The sequence below is a fragment of the Bacillus sp. EB106-02-03-XG38 genome (genome assembly GCF_058792175.1).
Genome location: NZ_JBYTED010000005.1, coordinates 50,469 through 66,696, shown reverse-complemented (window position 1 = coordinate 66,696; position 16,228 = coordinate 50,469). Strand labels below are relative to the sequence as shown.

12 protein-coding genes and 1 pseudogene are annotated in these 16,228 nt (G+C 36.5%); 1 reads left to right on the top strand and 12 read right to left on the bottom strand.

Annotated features, from left to right (window positions below; translation table 11 throughout):
• Nucleotides 1–7: 7 nt before the first annotated feature.
• The 9 genes and pseudogenes from AC3WTI_RS21160 to AC3WTI_RS21120 form a co-directional block, all read right to left on the bottom strand.
• Complete coding sequence (locus tag AC3WTI_RS21160) at nucleotides 8–2,212, bottom strand: lysozyme family protein (protein WP_098903317.1); 2,205 nt, start codon at nucleotides 2,210–2,212, stop codon at nucleotides 8–10.
• 44 nt (nucleotides 2,213–2,256) lie between these two features.
• Nucleotides 2,257–6,243 (bottom strand): TrbL/VirB6 family protein, encoded by a 3,987-nt coding sequence (locus tag AC3WTI_RS21155; RefSeq protein WP_492304395.1) that lies wholly within the window; start codon nucleotides 6,241–6,243, stop codon nucleotides 2,257–2,259.
• A gap of 30 nt (nucleotides 6,244–6,273) precedes the next feature.
• On the bottom strand, nucleotides 6,274–8,355 hold the full coding sequence (locus AC3WTI_RS21150; RefSeq protein WP_097841317.1) for a VirB4 family type IV secretion system protein: 2,082 nt from the start codon (nucleotides 8,353–8,355) through the stop codon (nucleotides 6,274–6,276).
• Nucleotides 8,356–8,357: 2 nt separating this feature from the next.
• Nucleotides 8,358–9,272 (bottom strand): hypothetical protein, encoded by a 915-nt coding sequence (locus AC3WTI_RS21145; protein ID WP_097841316.1) that lies wholly within the window; start codon nucleotides 9,270–9,272, stop codon nucleotides 8,358–8,360.
• Nucleotides 9,273–9,623 carry a PrgI family protein gene (locus AC3WTI_RS21140; protein ID WP_048530171.1) on the bottom strand — a complete coding sequence of 117 codons (351 nt, stop codon included), beginning with the start codon at nucleotides 9,621–9,623 and terminating at the stop codon, nucleotides 9,273–9,275.
• 66 nt (nucleotides 9,624–9,689) lie between these two features.
• Nucleotides 9,690–10,109 carry a hypothetical protein gene (locus AC3WTI_RS21135; protein ID WP_071759164.1) on the bottom strand — a complete coding sequence of 140 codons (420 nt, stop codon included), beginning with the start codon at nucleotides 10,107–10,109 and terminating at the stop codon, nucleotides 9,690–9,692.
• 158 nt (nucleotides 10,110–10,267) lie between these two features.
• A pseudogene (locus tag AC3WTI_RS21130) lies at nucleotides 10,268–10,467 on the bottom strand (hypothetical protein).
• Between the two features lie 307 nt (nucleotides 10,468–10,774).
• Nucleotides 10,775–12,127: an S-layer homology domain-containing protein gene (locus tag AC3WTI_RS21125; protein ID WP_098345999.1), complete on the bottom strand. Its 1,353-nt coding sequence runs from the start codon at nucleotides 12,125–12,127 to the stop codon at nucleotides 10,775–10,777.
• A 244-nt stretch (nucleotides 12,128–12,371) separates the two neighbouring features.
• Complete coding sequence (locus AC3WTI_RS21120) at nucleotides 12,372–12,632, bottom strand: hypothetical protein (protein ID WP_048530167.1); 261 nt, start codon at nucleotides 12,630–12,632, stop codon at nucleotides 12,372–12,374.
• Between the two features lie 125 nt (nucleotides 12,633–12,757).
• Between AC3WTI_RS21120 and AC3WTI_RS21115 the strand changes: the two genes are divergently transcribed.
• A complete protein-coding gene (locus AC3WTI_RS21115) occupies nucleotides 12,758–12,922 on the top strand; it encodes a hypothetical protein (protein WP_048530165.1) in 165 nt (54 codons plus the stop codon).
• Between the two features lie 779 nt (nucleotides 12,923–13,701).
• Here AC3WTI_RS21115 and AC3WTI_RS21110 read toward each other — a convergent pair.
• From AC3WTI_RS21110 to AC3WTI_RS21100, 3 genes are all read right to left on the bottom strand, one after another.
• Nucleotides 13,702–14,586 carry an Rpn family recombination-promoting nuclease/putative transposase gene (locus AC3WTI_RS21110; protein WP_097841315.1) on the bottom strand — a complete coding sequence of 295 codons (885 nt, stop codon included), beginning with the start codon at nucleotides 14,584–14,586 and terminating at the stop codon, nucleotides 13,702–13,704.
• A 111-nt stretch (nucleotides 14,587–14,697) separates the two neighbouring features.
• Nucleotides 14,698–14,850: a hypothetical protein gene (locus AC3WTI_RS21105; RefSeq protein WP_179861172.1), complete on the bottom strand. Its 153-nt coding sequence runs from the start codon at nucleotides 14,848–14,850 to the stop codon at nucleotides 14,698–14,700.
• Between the two features lie 58 nt (nucleotides 14,851–14,908).
• A complete protein-coding gene (locus AC3WTI_RS21100; protein ID WP_097841314.1) occupies nucleotides 14,909–16,222 on the bottom strand; it encodes a DUF3854 domain-containing protein in 1,314 nt (437 codons plus the stop codon).
• Nucleotides 16,223–16,228 lie beyond the last annotated feature (6 nt).

The following is a 16,228-nucleotide window of genomic DNA, read 5'->3' as shown; positions in this document are numbered from 1 at the left end:
TCCCTTATCAGTCTATAACATTACGAATTTGCGTCATATGTTGACCTCTTGCTGTATAGTTTAGACCTGTTATTTGTACACCTTTGTTATCACCAATATGAATCATTTTTTGATTCCCCATGTAAATTGCAACGTGCCCTGGATTTTCATAGAAGATAAGATCCCCTGATTGTGCATGATTAATGTCAGGTACTTGTTTACCTTGCCCAACTTGAGCACCTGTCCAATCTCCAAGTTGCACACCTATACTTGTTCTAAAGACATACTGTGTAAATCCTGAACAATCTGACGTGCCACCTGGTGGATTACGATCCCCTAGTACATATCTCACTTTTCCTTGCCCTAGCCATTTTTTCGCTTCTTCCAATACCTTTTGTCGTTTAGCATTTGTCATTGTAGGAGAACCACCAGATGATAACCCTGGATCATCATTTTTCTTAAAAAACTTCATTGGATCTGTCGGTTGGTCGTTTACACGAATTTGGAAATCTAAATGGACAGCGTATCCAAACATATTCAGAACACCACCAACATAGTTGGAACCACCCATTTCCCCGATAATTTGTCCTTTTGTTACCATAGTTCCTGGTGTAACTGAAATTTTACTCAAATGTAAGTAACGGGATACAATGCCATTTCCATGATCAACATAAACACCTAAACCACCATAGTTTACATATCCCGTCTGAGCCGTAACAACTCCTGCTTCCATTGACCATACAGGATCTCCTGGTTTTCCGGCGGTCATAGCACCAATATCTACAGCATTATGTTGCTTTCCATCACGAACTGCATCAAATGTATCTGTAATACGCCCTGATTTTGTTGGCCATTTCCATCCTTTATCAGAAATCCATTCTCCATCTCCAGCTGCCACACAACCTAAATCTTTGTAGTATTTCAAAACTTTAGAAACGTACGTGTAGTCCCCATAGCACGCATTTACCTTGGTTCGGAAGTTATTCGGATCGGAGCAACCAGCTGGGTTTAAATGATTCTTACTTCTTGAGAACTCAATGGCTGTTTCCTCTGAATAGCCACCCTTAGCTAATGCATAGCTAATGAAGCCTGATCCAAAATTATAGGACTGTAAGGCAAGGGCTATATCTCCATTCGACTGTCCTAAAACATCTTTAAATTCTAATACACCTGCTTCAATAGAAATATTCGGATCTTTAATGCAACCCATACGCGCATTTCCTTTTATGCCTATACAAGATGAACTTAGATCTCCATAATGCCCTTCTGAAGCCTGCATTGGATCATTTCCCTCTCCTTGTGATTCCTGCATCATTTGGGCAGCCAAAATACCAACATATTCAGCAACACCATGTTTTTCTGCCATTTCTTTAATTTTAGGAAGGTATCCTGTAACTTTTGCGTTAAGATTAACAGGCTCCCCGCCAGGACTAACAGAGCCTACACACATACCACCAACAAAATTACTAGAAGGTGCCAGATGTCCATACGTTGCCTCTAACAACCCAGCTTCCAATATCTCACGAGCACGCTCTTTTTGACTCTTACTAAACTTTGCGAGTTCCATCGCTTTCTCTAGCCCATGAGAAGATGTTGTCACTTTTTTACTTCCACTCGCATTAATCTCATCTATTTTTTTCTTAAAATCTGTATCTCCTAATATCTTTTTTACATCTTGTCCGGAGTAACTTTCAGATTTTGTTTTTTGCATCTCCTTTTTCTTTTTTTCACAAGGACCATTAGGTCCTGCTTCACATACCTCTTTTTCCATATATTCTTCATATTGGATATCCAAGAAATATGATATAGCATCATGCGGATCTTTGCCAGTCAAATCATTATCATATCTCGCCATATCAAAAGCGACAACTTCTTTCCAATCCACATTCAGAGCCATTGAGACTTCCATATATTTTTTGACTTGTTCTTCAGTTTTAGCTTCATCATCGGTAAAGGGTATAAAAGAGACTAAAATCACACACACAGCAATAATTACTCCCATAATTAAAGCAGCAGGTACTCCAATTGCTGCCACAACAGCACCCACAATTTTTAGCATACCTGCTTTTAGCATTTTGGCAGCAGCTTTCGCTGCCGCCTTTCCTGCTTTCCCTGCCAATTTTGCCATCTTTCCGCGCGCTTGCATCCCTTTTTTCTTAATAAAGTGGGATGCTACATCTTTTAAAGGGTTACTTTTTTTGTGTTCATTTGGATCGTTAGGATTTTGACTCATAGACTTATCACACCATATTTTCCATTTTGAGAATTTCTTCCTCTTCACTGTGCCAAACGAGGGTTTGGCGAAAATGGAATCAGATTTTGTGGGTCATGTTCTGATAAATTCAGGTGCGTCTCTGTACGAACAACTTCGTCCTGTGTATGTGTTACTAGGATTTCTTCTCTTGGCTTAATACTACTGTCTTTCACTTCACAAGCTCTTTCAATCCTTTGGTTTGCTTGTAAGCGCGTATCTCCTTTTCCGAATGGCGAAATACGTGACACTGTACCGTCTATAGTTGTCGCAACCATGTAACTACGATCTCTTTCTACGACCATTTGTACATTCTTATAGCCACCTTGGTCTAAATCAGACATATAGAAGTGACCATTGTCTACTTTGTGATTTACCGTAAGTGGTGGTTCATTAAACACTGGTTTTTGTTGTAACGGTCTTGGATTTTGATTTCCTACCAATTGATTTGGATTTACACTAATGGAACGATTAATGCTGATTTTTCCACCACTTGAATCTTGGATATACGCTGGTGAAGCTTTCATACCATTTCGGTACTGTGTCAACTGCCCATCTGCAATATTTAAATCTTGGTATACCATTTGTCCGGAACGAATGCTACTATCTCCACTACCATAACGAGATACAACTTGTGTCATCCCACTGGAATCTTTTGCTTCAATCCATGATTTGTTATTCGTCGTAACTAAACGTACAGCCCCTTTAGCAACAGATTGCGTTCCTGTATGGTCTGTGGTTGTTGGTATCATTCTCTGAATCTCTTGAATTTCTTTTGCTTCTGTTTGAACAGCTTTGTTATACGGGTTATGTTTACTTACCATACGTGCAGTCGCTTGATAAGCACCTGCACCACCAATTACACCAGCTGCATAACTTAACCCTTTTGTTACATTGTAATGGCGTTCTGCTGCATTCCCACCTAATGATGTATTAACAGCAGCATTAGTCCCACTTATCACTCTTTGTACTGCATTCCCTCCGGATTGTTGTACAGCACTCTCGGCACTAAAGTATGCATTTGATACGTTTTCTAATCCCTGTATATGCGCAAGGTGTTTGGCACCTTCCATCATACTTATACCTACCATCTTACTTTGCTGAGTCATACGTCCCACTACTGAAGTTGGGATAGACATTTTACCAGCACTTTGTGCAATATTTGCTACACTTGTTGATGCATCTGCATAAGAGCGTTCAATTTCTGCAACGGAAAGATTTCCTGCACGTGCAATACTCGCTTGCGTTTGTGTCGCTGCATATACGGCTTTATTAATTGCACCACCTGTCGCAACGCCATGTGAACGAACACCTTGAATCGCACTAGTAATTCCAGAACCTACTTGTTGGCTCACCGTTCCAAGACTTGCATGATTTTGTAAACCTTTCGTTAATTGCGAAGCAAAGGCATCTTTATTAATATACGATTGATTATGTAGACTCTTACCACTTGTATCTTTTGCCTGTACGGGCATCGCCCCCGCTTGTACTGCCGCTTGCTCTGCGACTGTTTTAAATTCATTTCCTTTTTCATTTAAGTGTGCCTGCCACGCTTCTAATTTTTGCTTTGGATACATAGTTGGAGACAAGTTTTTCATAAAGTTTACCTTGTTCTCAGCTGCATAGCCTTGTTTAAAGGATTCTGTAGAGGCTTGTACCAGGTTCCCAACATTACTTACTTGTTTCGCTTTCTGGCTTCCTGCTCCACTTGTCAAACCGTGCGTTTTCACACCGTTGACTGCCTTCTGGATGCCTGCTGCACTGGATATACCCATTGCATTTAAGCCAGGATTTTTTTGTAACTGTTGTGATAAATGAGAAGCGAAAGCTTCTTTATTCGCATAGTTTATACCGTCTTTTTGCTGTACAATACCAGCCGATTCTGCCGCTTGTTGTGCATGATTTTTAAATCCTTGTACTTTTTGATCTAAATGTTTATTCCATGCTGATTCTTTTTCTTGTTGCGGCATATCTGCAGGGAATTGTTTCATGAATCCAGCCTTATGGTCTGCACTATACGCTTTCTTGAATGCAGCAGCAGAAGCACCGACAAGAGCACCAACTTGTCCCATATTTTGATAGCCACTTTCTAACGTTTCTCCTTTTACTCCTTCAACTGCTTTTCCGATTTTTCCTAATGCAAGTCGAGAAGCAAACGCATCTTTATTCACATAGGACTTATCAAACAGATTATTTCCTTGCTTATCCTTCGCATCAACTGACATGGCTCCTGCTTTTATGGCCGCCTGTTCTGCGTGGTTTCTAAATCCTTGTACTTTTGCGTTCAGATGGTCGTTCCAATGTTTCTCTTTCTCTTCCGCTGACATATTTTCTGGTAACTGACTCATAAACGTATCTTTATGGTCTGCCTCATAGCCCTTTTGGAATGCATTCGTTGCAGCGTTAACTAAATCTCTAGCATTTCCATATGGTGTAGCGGTTTTCTTCATATTTTGTAAATCTTGTTTCCGCTGATTTGTGAAACGAGACATTTGATCACTATTTGTTTTCGCTACTTTTTTAGCAATCTCTGCATCGGAAGCATTAGGGAATGCTTGTTTTAAGCGACTTGTAACTGCAGAATCAGGATTATCCGCTTTCCAATTTTCAAAATCTTTTGTAGCTAAATCCTGTGCGATATCTTCATCGGTTAGTTCCGGATACGATTCGCCATTTAGATTTGAATACGTGTCCGCACCCTTCTTTACACTCGAACCAATATGTTTTCCTAAGGCTACAGCCCCTTCGCCGACAGCAGCAACACTTCTACCAGCCACTGCACCAGGAGCACCACCTAATGCACTTCCAACTTGCGAGCCTACTACCATCGCTCCCGGCCCCAAACCAGATCCCGCTGCCATACCCGCAATTCCTGTCGCTGCTTTACCAATTGAACTTCCAATTTGACCAGCTTTTAACATACGAGCTGCACGAGATGTTGTACCAACATCTGTCCCTAAGTTCGCTCCTAATGCATCTTTCGGGTTATCAGAATCTTCTTTTGTCTTTTCTTTATCCCCTTTATCATCCGGTTTTACTTTTGAATTTCGGTAGTCATCTCGAACACCTTTAACCAGTCCAGCCACACTTGCTAAAGCACCCATACCCATCATAGTACCTGCTCTATGAATACCACCTGATGCATTGGTGCTAAGACCGATAAAGCTTTTCACAATTTCACCAACTGGGATAAACATAGCAAGTAAAATTAATTTGATTAACGGGCTATTTGCTGCCCCAATAAGAGAAATAATGAGCCATAAGGTAATCGCATGAATTGCTTGTATGAACACTGCACCTATAAATTCTCGTATCCAATATAATGTCTGTTGTTTCTTTTGTGGAAATAGCCACATACCTACCATTAAAGGACCAATTAACATTAAAACATATAGTGACACAGCTCGCATTAAATAGTAAAAGTTAGCCCAAACAATAAGACCAGCTTCTATAAACAAACCAAATATAATAAACATATAGTCATTTTCATGACCTTTCAAACCCAGCTCAGTAATGGTAAGTCCAGCTCCACCAAATCCCGGTTGTAGAAATTTAGTACCCTTATCTGGGTCAAAATTCCCCCCACTTACTCCATTGATAGCATCCCTGAACTCTATTATTACCCATGAATTGATTTCAAATATGAGTGTATAAAAGTAATCGAGATGCCAAAGGCAAATTGAAATGATCATTAAATCCTTTGCATACTCTATTAATGCAGTTCTATTATTTGGATTAATGGCCGTTGCTGAGTATTTTGCTGCCGTAATAACTACACTGACAAGGACACAAAAAGCAACAAGCTTAAACATAACAGGCATACCTGTGTCTAATACTTTGGTTAGAGAATCACCCGAAAATAGGAAATCTAGGTTTGTCCCTTTTCCTTCTGTTCCCTTCCCTCCAAACACTAAAACCGGCAGTGGATCCAAAGTTGCATACACCGGGCTAAGAAAAGCCTTCACCATATGAATAATAAGGCCTCCGACCCACTCTACTATTTTCTCAAGCATAATTTCACCTTCTTTTTCAAAGGTACGCTATTATCCTGCGTACCCTTGTACTTTCTTCATGTTATTTAAAAGTTCTTGTAGTACCGCTTCATTCGATTCAATGAACATCATTTCTTTGTCTGATGGATCTGTTTGAATCCAAACCGAACTATCCCCTACACGGAAGATTCCTTCCCCTTTTCCTGGGTTGTTAAGAATAATATCAAGCTCCCCGGCAGTTAAGTTAAAATTCTCTTGGATTTTTTTCTTATCAATCTTATTTTGTTCTAAGAAGAAATAAGAGAAAGTAGATTGCAAGATACCACGCGCTTTCACATTTTCTAAAATACGAACAAAGTCCTGACTGGCCCAACACATACCTGCATTTCTTTTACGTGAACGACGTGCTACTTTTTCTAAGAAGTTAACCGTTTGTTCATAATCGATAAACTGCCACATCTCATCCACATACAGTACTTTTCGTTTGATAGCATGTTCTGGACCCTTAATCCAATGCTCCCAAATATAGTTCAAAATAACGTGGAAAGCGATTGGCTTTAAGAAGCCTTCTTCTAAATGACTAATATTAAAATTAACAACGCGTGATTCATTTAACTGTGTTTCCACACCACGACCAAAATGACTTTGTCCATCAAATAATGGTTTTGAACCATCACGTAAAAATGGACGAATCGCGGCAATTAACTCTTCTGCTTTCACATCGTCCCCATGATGTTCTACTATGACATCATAGATTTCTTTTAACTCTGGCTCTGGCTTTCTCACCTGAGACTGAATTAATTGTCCATCTACCTTTTTCACTTCATCTGTATATAAGGAGGTTGGATGTGAGGTAATACCATGTTTATCAAACACTTCACGAATTGCGTCTTCTAGCATCGTACGCTGGAAGACATTTAATCCCGGTTGATCAAAGTCTTGCCCACGAATAATAATGTCAAAGAATCCTAGTATTTCATTGATTTTCTCTAAAATCGGCACAAACCTTACGTATTTTACGCCATCACGCTCTACGAGTTCCTTCTTATCGTATTGTTCAAGCGCTTCTAGTTCTTCGTCTTTATCTGTAATCTGAAGTTCTGTCACTGCGATTGCACAAGGGTTAATAATGATATTACTTTCTGGTGAAATATTTAAATTAATACCACCTAGACGTTTTGTAATTTTTACGAATTCTCCCTCTGGATCGATAATCATTGCATGCGTATCTGCAAGTGATGTTTCACGAGCGAGCTTCATTTTTAAAAGTAAACTTTTCCCGGAACCTGAGATTCCCGTCACACCAATGTTATAATTTGGTGGACGATAATCTGCATTCCCGAAAGAATTTAAAAATTCTACTTGCCCAGTAATTTTGTTCTTTCCTATCGGTATACCTCCGTTAAACCTGCCGGAACCTGACACAAAAGGTGCAAATGTACACAACGCACGTCTATCGATATTTCGATAGGTATCTTGCAGAGTATTTGGTGCCCCTAGCGGCATAACAGCTTTTAAACCACTCTTCACACGATTCCACGTACTTGCTATCTTAAAGTGAGATGCTTGCATTTCATCTTCAATATACTCACATAAAACGTCCAATTCTTTCTTTGATTCGGCATACGCAACACCCATTGTACTCACCATATAGGAGTCATTTTCATTAAACTGGATTTCATCCATTAAATTGTTTGTGTCTTGAATCTTTGCATCTAAATCTTTCTCTTGGTCAATGTTTCCACGTGTACGTTGGAAAGAAAGATTCGAACGTAACATCGTAAGCTGCATATCTAATGATCGCATTGCTTTGGCTTTTGGTTCTTTATGAATATCAATCATGACATCTACTTCCCCAGCTGAAGTTAACATGTTCAGCCAATTGGTTTGCATCATACGTGGATACCCATCACGTGGAATATAAAACGGGCGAAAGAACGTATTACTTCCTAAGGATTGTTTAATTACTCCATAATCTTCTGCGTCAATTTTCATTCCTTCTGGAGCAATGACATCAAATACTGTAGTTTGATTGTCTAATTGTGTCGGTATTTCTTCTTCTTCCAACTCTTCCTCCTCTAGTTCCAATTCATCTTTTTCTTCTATTTTTTTCTTTTTTCCGAATAACTTCATAATTACGCCACCCCGTTATTTGATTTTTCTGTCTTTTCTTCCGCTAGCACTTTTTTCAGTAACTCTAGTTTTCTCTCATTTGTCTCACTGGTTGAATATAGGGAGAAATTCTCGTTTTCAATTAAGTCCTGGAAACGCGCTTTTACAGCTTTACGACGATTAAACGCTACGTATAAAAGCTCTATTAATTTATCTTTCGTTAACATTTCTACATTAATTTTTGCTTTTGATAGTAGATTTCGAGAAGCATTATAACGACGATATAATTCGTTAAATGCCTTATCTACAATCTTTTCTTCTAACTCGTCCTCTGTATCAGCAGTAATCGTACTAATATCAACCTTGTATGGATAAATTAAATAACGCTTTTGCTCATATCGAGGTTGCGAACGTTGCCAGTACTCTAAGTTATCGATAACCTCTTGACCATATAGTACTGTCTCTGGTGTAAGGTCCTTCGCACCTTTCATCGTTTCTGTCATTTTTCGTACAGGATCTGTTAAATCTACAAACTTACTTTGAATATATACTTTTGTATTAAACTCTAATGTGGTTAACCATGATTCAATTTTGATATCAATCGCTTCTTGTTCCATATTGGAGAGCAAGTAATAATTAACTGGATGCGCTTCCGCAATCAAGACAAATGTGTCATCATGATAACGAATCATATGATTATCAATTTCCTTAATTTCTTCTACAAAAGCGTTAAAGAAATCAACATTATCCTCATCAACTTCTGATTCAGCAGGCATATTCTTTTTATTTTTCTTTCCACTTTTTTCAGCAGTGTGTTTCTCTACTCCGCCTTGCTTTTTCCCCTTTTTCTTAGACCCAAACAGCGGTTTTCCGTTCATTTTTCGATAAAAGAAAAATCCTACAATGGCTATCGCCGCAAAATATATCATTTCCAACATCTATAAATTCTCCTTTGCCCATGTAGTTGGCTCGTACCCTTTTCTCCATTTCCCTTTTTCGGAACGGCTACGCATTTTGATAAGTAAAAATCTATCTAGATACATGTGTTGTTTTTCTTTATAAATAAAAGCAAACGCTATTACACCTACTACCATTGGTAGTGCTAAAATTAAGCAAATAAAAAACGCTACTACCGCATCAATAGGTACAAATAGCCGCCATAAAAATGGTACATATAAATAAAGAGCCGCCCCGCCACCTAATAGATAAATCAATTGGCGTTTACTTAATACTCCTAACAGCGTTTTTTGTTCCGAAGTCATGTCAACAGGAACAGTTACTTTTCTCATATTGTTTCCTCCCTTGTATAAGAGAAGCTCTCCCCAAATGGAGGAGAGCTTGTACAAACTCTTATGTTAGATTGTTGCAACCCAAGCAGCGATGTCGTACGCTTTGATCATGACAAAGCCTCCAATTGCCGCACAAGCTAAACCAATCATAGCTTGTGTACGGTTTTCAGGGTTCTTCCCTTGCGCACCAGAAAGTTTAATAGCTGCGAATACAACACAAGCAACTACCCAAATACTACCAAAACCGATTAATGTTTTTACAAGGGTATTCATACTATTTTGGACAGTTGCAGCATCGCCTTTACCGCCATTACCACCAAGGCCCTTCGTAAAACTACCTTTTGCCAGTAAAAAATCTCCTACTGATGTTGTCATAAGTTTTGCAGACAACCAATTCAACATAATTCCTGCACCTCCAGGTGTTTTTGCTCGCAAAACGCAAAAAGACCTCAATACACGCACACATCCCCTAAGGACATGGCGCATATTGAGGTCTTCTCTTATATGCGAACTGATTAATTTTTTATTTTATTATAAAATCCTATTACTTTTATATTATAGCAATACGTTTTTAAAAATACAAGTCCCTATTTACGCCTAAAAAATAAAAAGTAAAATAGACAATTCATTTTCTATTTTACTTTTTATTGCTTCTTATTATCTTTATTTGGATCGTACCATATCATTTGAATTTGAAAAATATCACTGCCCTTAAAACCCAAAACATTCATTTCTTCTTTCAATGAGCGCTATGTTTCTATTTTATTGATTTCGTACTTTTATCCTTTAACTTATAAACACATATATAATATAATTTTTTATAATAACAATAAACTTCTAACACCTTTTTATACCTATAAAATAATCCCCTAAATAACTATATAAAAATCACATAATTACTAACTGTTTTTCAGGAAATTCCTACTTAATAAACATAGAAATTTCATTCCCCTAAAACAATAAGTCTAATGAAACAACTTCCTCTCTTTTTCTTCTCTTACCTACTTATCTCTAATTTTTCAGAAATAGAAAAAAGTAACCATCAGATTACAGCTCCTCATTAAATAATGAATAGCCCTTTACCTGATTGGTTACTTATACTTATATCAAAGAAAAGCTCTATAACATATTATTAAAATTGTTAAATCGTATTAACTTTTTATAACATTGAAGAAAACGTTAAAGTCTTGTTCACCCCAGTATACTTTAGCATGATTAGCATTGTCATATAATATAACTGTTTTCACCATATATTCCCCAGGATTAGCATACGAACTTAATGGAATATCAGCAATCCACTTATTACTTTTTTCATTATAAGTGGCCGCTACTTCTTTCTCTTCTCCTGTAGCTCCTTTTATTGCTACATAAGCATAACGAACACCTGATACATCATCTTCTGCCTCTATACTTACTTGTACCGTCTCTCCTGCTTTATATGTTTGTTTTTCTATCTCTATCTTCTTTAAAGTAGGGGGGAATTGATCTGCTACTGTATCATTTTCAACATTAAAATGAATATTAAAATCTTGTCCACCCCAGTATACTTTAGCATGATTAGCATTGTCATATAATATAACTGTTTTCACCATATATTCCCCAGGATTAGCATATGAACTTAATGGAATATCAGCAATCCACTTATTACTTTTTTCATTATAAGTGGCCGCTACTTCTTTCTCTTCTCCTGTAGCTCCCTTTATTGCTACATAAGCATAACGAACACCTGATACATCATCTTCCGCCTCTATACTTATTTGTACCGTCTCTCCTGCTTTATATGTTTGTTTTTCTATCTCTATCTTCTTTAGAGTAGGGGGCAGTAGATCTACAGGATTTGTTGTCGTACCATCGTTTTTATCATTTTCTGGTTTATCTGGTTCTGTTGTTGGTTTCTCTTTCATATTAATTGCATTGTATAAAAATTGCGCATATTGCTCACGTGTTACAACCATTTTTGGCTCAAACATATTGTTCCCTGAACCAGCAGCAATTTTATTTTCTTGTAATGCACTGATAGCATTCGTAGCCCAATAGTTTTTTTCCACATCTTTAAAAGTGGTAGTTGCTGTTGCTTTTAAATTAAAGGCTTTTGTTAACACAGCAGCTAACTGCTCACGTGTTAAGATATTGTCAGGTCCAAATTTCCCATCACCATAGCCACTCATAATACCAACTTTAGTAAGAGATAAGATTTCTTTTTCAAACATATGCCCTTTGACATCAGTAAATGGATTTTTAATATTAGGTTCATCTGCAGGCTTCAAGTAAGCATAAATCATTCTAGCTACTTGACCACGAGTTATATTATCACCAAAACCAAACATACCATTTCCATAACCTGCAATAATATTTTTATTTGCTAAATCTGTAATAGCATTAAAAGACCAATGGCCTTGTGGAACATCATTAAACCTTTTACCTTCTGCCTGCGCATCTATCATTGGCGTTAATGCTGTCGCCAACATAATACCGCCTGCTAATACCTTCTGTTTAAGTTTCATAAATTATCTCCTTCATTCAAATTAAGTTTATATGATTTTTTACCCTCAATATAATACTTGAGTACATTTAAATCCTTCATCTAAACTAACGTTTTAGACTTCTTAAAGAAATTATCCATACAACCATATCTTTATATGTTAATTCAACAAATTAAAACGTGCAATATATTCCTTTTATCTTATTTAGAAGTTTTGAAACACAATAAATTCTAAATAAGATATATCCACTAATATCCTATTCGAATTATTTATTACATTGGGAGAAAATTAAAAAACAGGCAATTGCATGTATAAAACAATTACCTGTTTTTAAGATTATTCTTCCATATTTATGTGGTAAAATCTTATTAACCACTGCCTCGTCATTATCTAAAACGTATTGTATGGCCCTATCAATCTGTTTGACTCTGATATTACTAACATGTCCTATATTCCTGATTTCAGAAAACAGACTAATCTCACCTTGCTGTTGGTCTACTTCATTTCCACGCTTTCCTAGTCCCATTGTTATTCCTCACTTTCTCTCAAAAGGTTAATTTTGTTTAAATTTTGCTTAATTTTCACCAATAACTATCTAAAAATTTTAAAATCGATATATAATGAATTTAATTTAAATTAGGAGTGGTTAAAATGCCTGATACAATAAGACTTGCTCTTTTCATCTTTATAGCAATTAGTGCTGTTTTCTCTTTAATAAAAGAGTTTAAAAAACCTGAGAAAAAAGCACTTTGGATTTCAATAGAATTCTTAGTTCTTTTCTGGGCGATATGGGTAATTGCAAATATTATAATCTAATTTGTAGAGCATAAGTTCCGTCGAATAAAACTCAATATTCCGTCAATAATGTAGACAACCCATTTCTTAACCATATTCCATGATTGGAGCAGTTAGCTTTTGCTAACTGCTCTTTTATTTGTAAAAGGCACTTATTTAACTGGGCAACCATATAATATTCTACGTTCCTTTCTATATAAAATAGTCGTTACAAAAGGAATCTCGTCACGAGAGCACTTTATTTAGTGCTCTTTTTTACTTATGCTTACCAGAAAGCATTTTTGTTTTAAATAATAGCTTCAAACTACTTGGTCATATTTACCAATTTATTTCCTGCTAAAACCATGTTAAAATCACCTGTGAGTACGACATAACTCAGTCTTATGAAGCTCTGTAACATTTTCTGCAGGGCTTCTTTTTTTCAACAAGCCGTTAGTTAAGTATGCTGAGTACTTTGATTTATAAAATCACTTTTTGTTCACTTTTTTGATACATTTATGAAACATTCATGTGTTATCTTCAGTACGTTCTTTTCTTTTTATAATGTCGTGTGAGATATACCATGACTTGGAGCCCTAGACCCCTAATCCTAGGGCTTCTTCATTTAAATAAGGATTTTGTTTAAATTCACCTTAATTTACATCATTATTTCCTGATATTTTAATTGTGTTATAAGTTAGAAGGAATGCTAAAGCATGAAAAAATATAATTAAAATCACAAAATGGGCAACAATTAAAAAGAATAAAAAAATAGGTAATTGTTTGTAATAACAATTACCTATTTTCACAACTATTCTCTACTATATATTTTGTAATATCTTATTAACCTCTTCTACACTTAATTCAGCAGCTTCTGCAACTTTCTCTATAGGTAACCCTACTTTAATCATATTTTGAATTAGTTGTATTATGGCTTCTTTTGCACCTTTTTCTTTTGCCGTTTCTATTTCTGATACTCTATCTTTTATTGCTTTTTCTCTAGCCTCATATAACCGTAAAAAGTCCTTATCGCTACTTAAACGCTCCCAATCCTCTATTGCTTTTTTCAAAACTGGATCTTTTTCCATTGCTATCGCCTCCAGGATTGTTGTTAATCTCTCATCCTCATGCGCAGGAAATAATAATAACCAACGCGCTAAAGAATCTTCCCATGGATTCATTCGTTCTCCTTGCCATTCTTGAATTACTTTTGGAATTTCAAGAAAATGCAACTGCATATTTTCAGTAATAATGCGCTTCGATTTCTTGTTCATCACTGTATTAACATTATGAAACTCTTGCTCTTCTGGAAACAGAATGAAATCTACTATATTAATACAAATGGTTGGTCTTAATTCCGTGTACTGCATCCCTTGAGTCATTTGGGAATAATACATGCCTGACCAATAGAACAAAGAGCGCTCTATCATATCTTTTTTGTCTCGAACTTGAATCTCTATATTAATTTTTATACCACTATTTAACGTAGCTCGCAAATCTAAAATAGACAATTTATCATCCTTCTGCTCTCTTGGAAGGTGCGGATCATCTAAGTGCAAAGATTTAATTTCTTCATCAATAGATGATTGTAGTACTGCGTTAAGAAACCCAATTAATATATCTTCATTTCCTTCTACTCCAAACAAACGCTTAAAAGCATAATCAACTCGTAAATTTACTAGATTCTTTTTTACATAGACACTCATGTTCTTCCTCTACCTTTCTCGTTTTAAAATTGTATTTAAGCACAGAAAAAAAGATAGAATTACAATTCTATCTTTTTCTCCTCTATTCACATCACCAAGTATGGCTTCTAGTTACTTGATATATAAAATAACCTCTTCACACATATTTGTCGCATTTGCAATTTTCATGATAGAACCCCCCTCATTATAAAATCGCTGAATGAGTTCCATTCTTTCTTGTTCCCTAGTTTTTTCTACGTCCATTAATTGTTGCATAATATCCATATCCTTAATACACACCTTTCTTTTATATATAATCCCCTAGCTAAAATGATACGATTTATTATATTGTGCGGAAAACAGGCTTGAAAGAAGCTTGCATTGCATCATCGAGACCTTTCCCTTGTGCTGGGTTCCATGCAGCAATAATTACGTTATAACCCTCTTTCTTTAGCTTTGTCGCAAAGTCTATAAGAGCTTTTCGTACTTTTACATTCTCTACTAAATCGGCATCAAACGCTAAATAAACATTTTCTACCATCATATCCTTTAATACAGGCATAACAATTCGCCAAGCATTTACACCAGGAATTGCAAGAACAGTTGTTCCTACTTCAGAAAGTTCCACTTTATTAAATCTCTCTGGAATCAAATCAGCAATCAGATCTGCTTTTATAGCTCCCTCTGTTATCATCACTGATTTAGTTTGATGAAGTGTACCAGAATTCCAATGTTTCAAATGAGAACTTGGTACCGCTACGTGCACAGGCAGTGGATTTTCACTACCTCCTGCACCAGTTCCTTGATTTTTGTTTGCTGATGAGATCCATAAATATTTTTGCCCTTTATGAATCTTTACAACAATTCGTTCCTCTTGAGATGGAATTTCTACCTTTTTGCTCACTTCTAGTTCACCTTCAAAGATACAATCATCATTTTTAGTTATCTTTACAACATTAGGCTGTTCGATTAATTCCGCTTGAACTCCAGTAGGTGCCGTTTTCACATAAACGGAGTTTTTCACTTCATCCACACGAACCTGCCACCCAACAATTTGATTGTATTGGTTTCGAAAAGGAATCAATATACCAGGAGATCCTGACATCAAACGAAGAGAAAGTCGACCTTTATTCATCTCATAAAAACCCGGAATTCCCTGCCAGCAATGTTTATTCCCAATCTGTTTAAATAGCTTTTCCCAAACTGTCGTATATGTATTATCCTCTTCTAACTCAATTTGTTGTTTTAAGAAAGAGCGATATTGACGTACTTGTATTTGTTCCTCGCTCATTTTTCTATCTCTTATTAAATGTGCATGATGATGCTTTTGCAATGGTATGAAATCCATTAACTTACGATTAAACACATTTAATTCCTCATTGCTTTTCTTATCATGGATCTGAACTTCATTCACCTCAGGCAATTGATACTTATCTTTTCCATTTATGTAGTGAATGTAGCTTGGATTGCCCGTGTTTTTTCCATAGATCCATTTACTTTCTACACGTGTACACGCTACTTTCTCTTGCGAAACATGCAGCATGCAATTTCCTGTATCATGACAAATTGGACACGGAACACGATAAAACTCCCACCAGCTACCTCTTGGATAAGCACTTGTTAAACGGAACTGTCCTTTTTGAATGTTATAATGCATAATCCC

Coding starts and splice junctions, on each gene's coding strand:
- AC3WTI_RS21160 (WP_098903317.1), bottom strand. CDS start 2,212: ATGAGTCAAAATCCTAACGATCCAAATGAACACAAAAAAAGTAACCCT.
- AC3WTI_RS21155 (WP_492304395.1), bottom strand. CDS start 6,243: ATGCTTGAGAAAATAGTAGAGTGGGTCGGAGGCCTTATTATTCATATG.
- AC3WTI_RS21150 (WP_097841317.1), bottom strand. CDS start 8,355: ATGAAGTTATTCGGAAAAAAGAAAAAAATAGAAGAAAAAGATGAATTG.
- AC3WTI_RS21145 (WP_097841316.1), bottom strand. CDS start 9,272: ATGTTGGAAATGATATATTTTGCGGCGATAGCCATTGTAGGATTTTTC.
- AC3WTI_RS21140 (WP_048530171.1), bottom strand. CDS start 9,623: ATGAGAAAAGTAACTGTTCCTGTTGACATGACTTCGGAACAAAAAACG.
- AC3WTI_RS21135 (WP_071759164.1), bottom strand. CDS start 10,109: ATGCGCCATGTCCTTAGGGGATGTGTGCGTGTATTGAGGTCTTTTTGC.
- AC3WTI_RS21125 (WP_098345999.1), bottom strand. CDS start 12,127: ATGAAACTTAAACAGAAGGTATTAGCAGGCGGTATTATGTTGGCGACA.
- AC3WTI_RS21120 (WP_048530167.1), bottom strand. CDS start 12,632: ATGGGACTAGGAAAGCGTGGAAATGAAGTAGACCAACAGCAAGGTGAG.
- AC3WTI_RS21115 (WP_048530165.1), top strand. CDS start 12,758: ATGCCTGATACAATAAGACTTGCTCTTTTCATCTTTATAGCAATTAGT.
- AC3WTI_RS21110 (WP_097841315.1), bottom strand. CDS start 14,586: ATGAGTGTCTATGTAAAAAAGAATCTAGTAAATTTACGAGTTGATTAT.
- AC3WTI_RS21105 (WP_179861172.1), bottom strand. CDS start 14,850: ATGGATATTATGCAACAATTAATGGACGTAGAAAAAACTAGGGAACAA.
- AC3WTI_RS21100 (WP_097841314.1), bottom strand. CDS start 16,222: ATGCATTATAACATTCAAAAAGGACAGTTCCGTTTAACAAGTGCTTAT.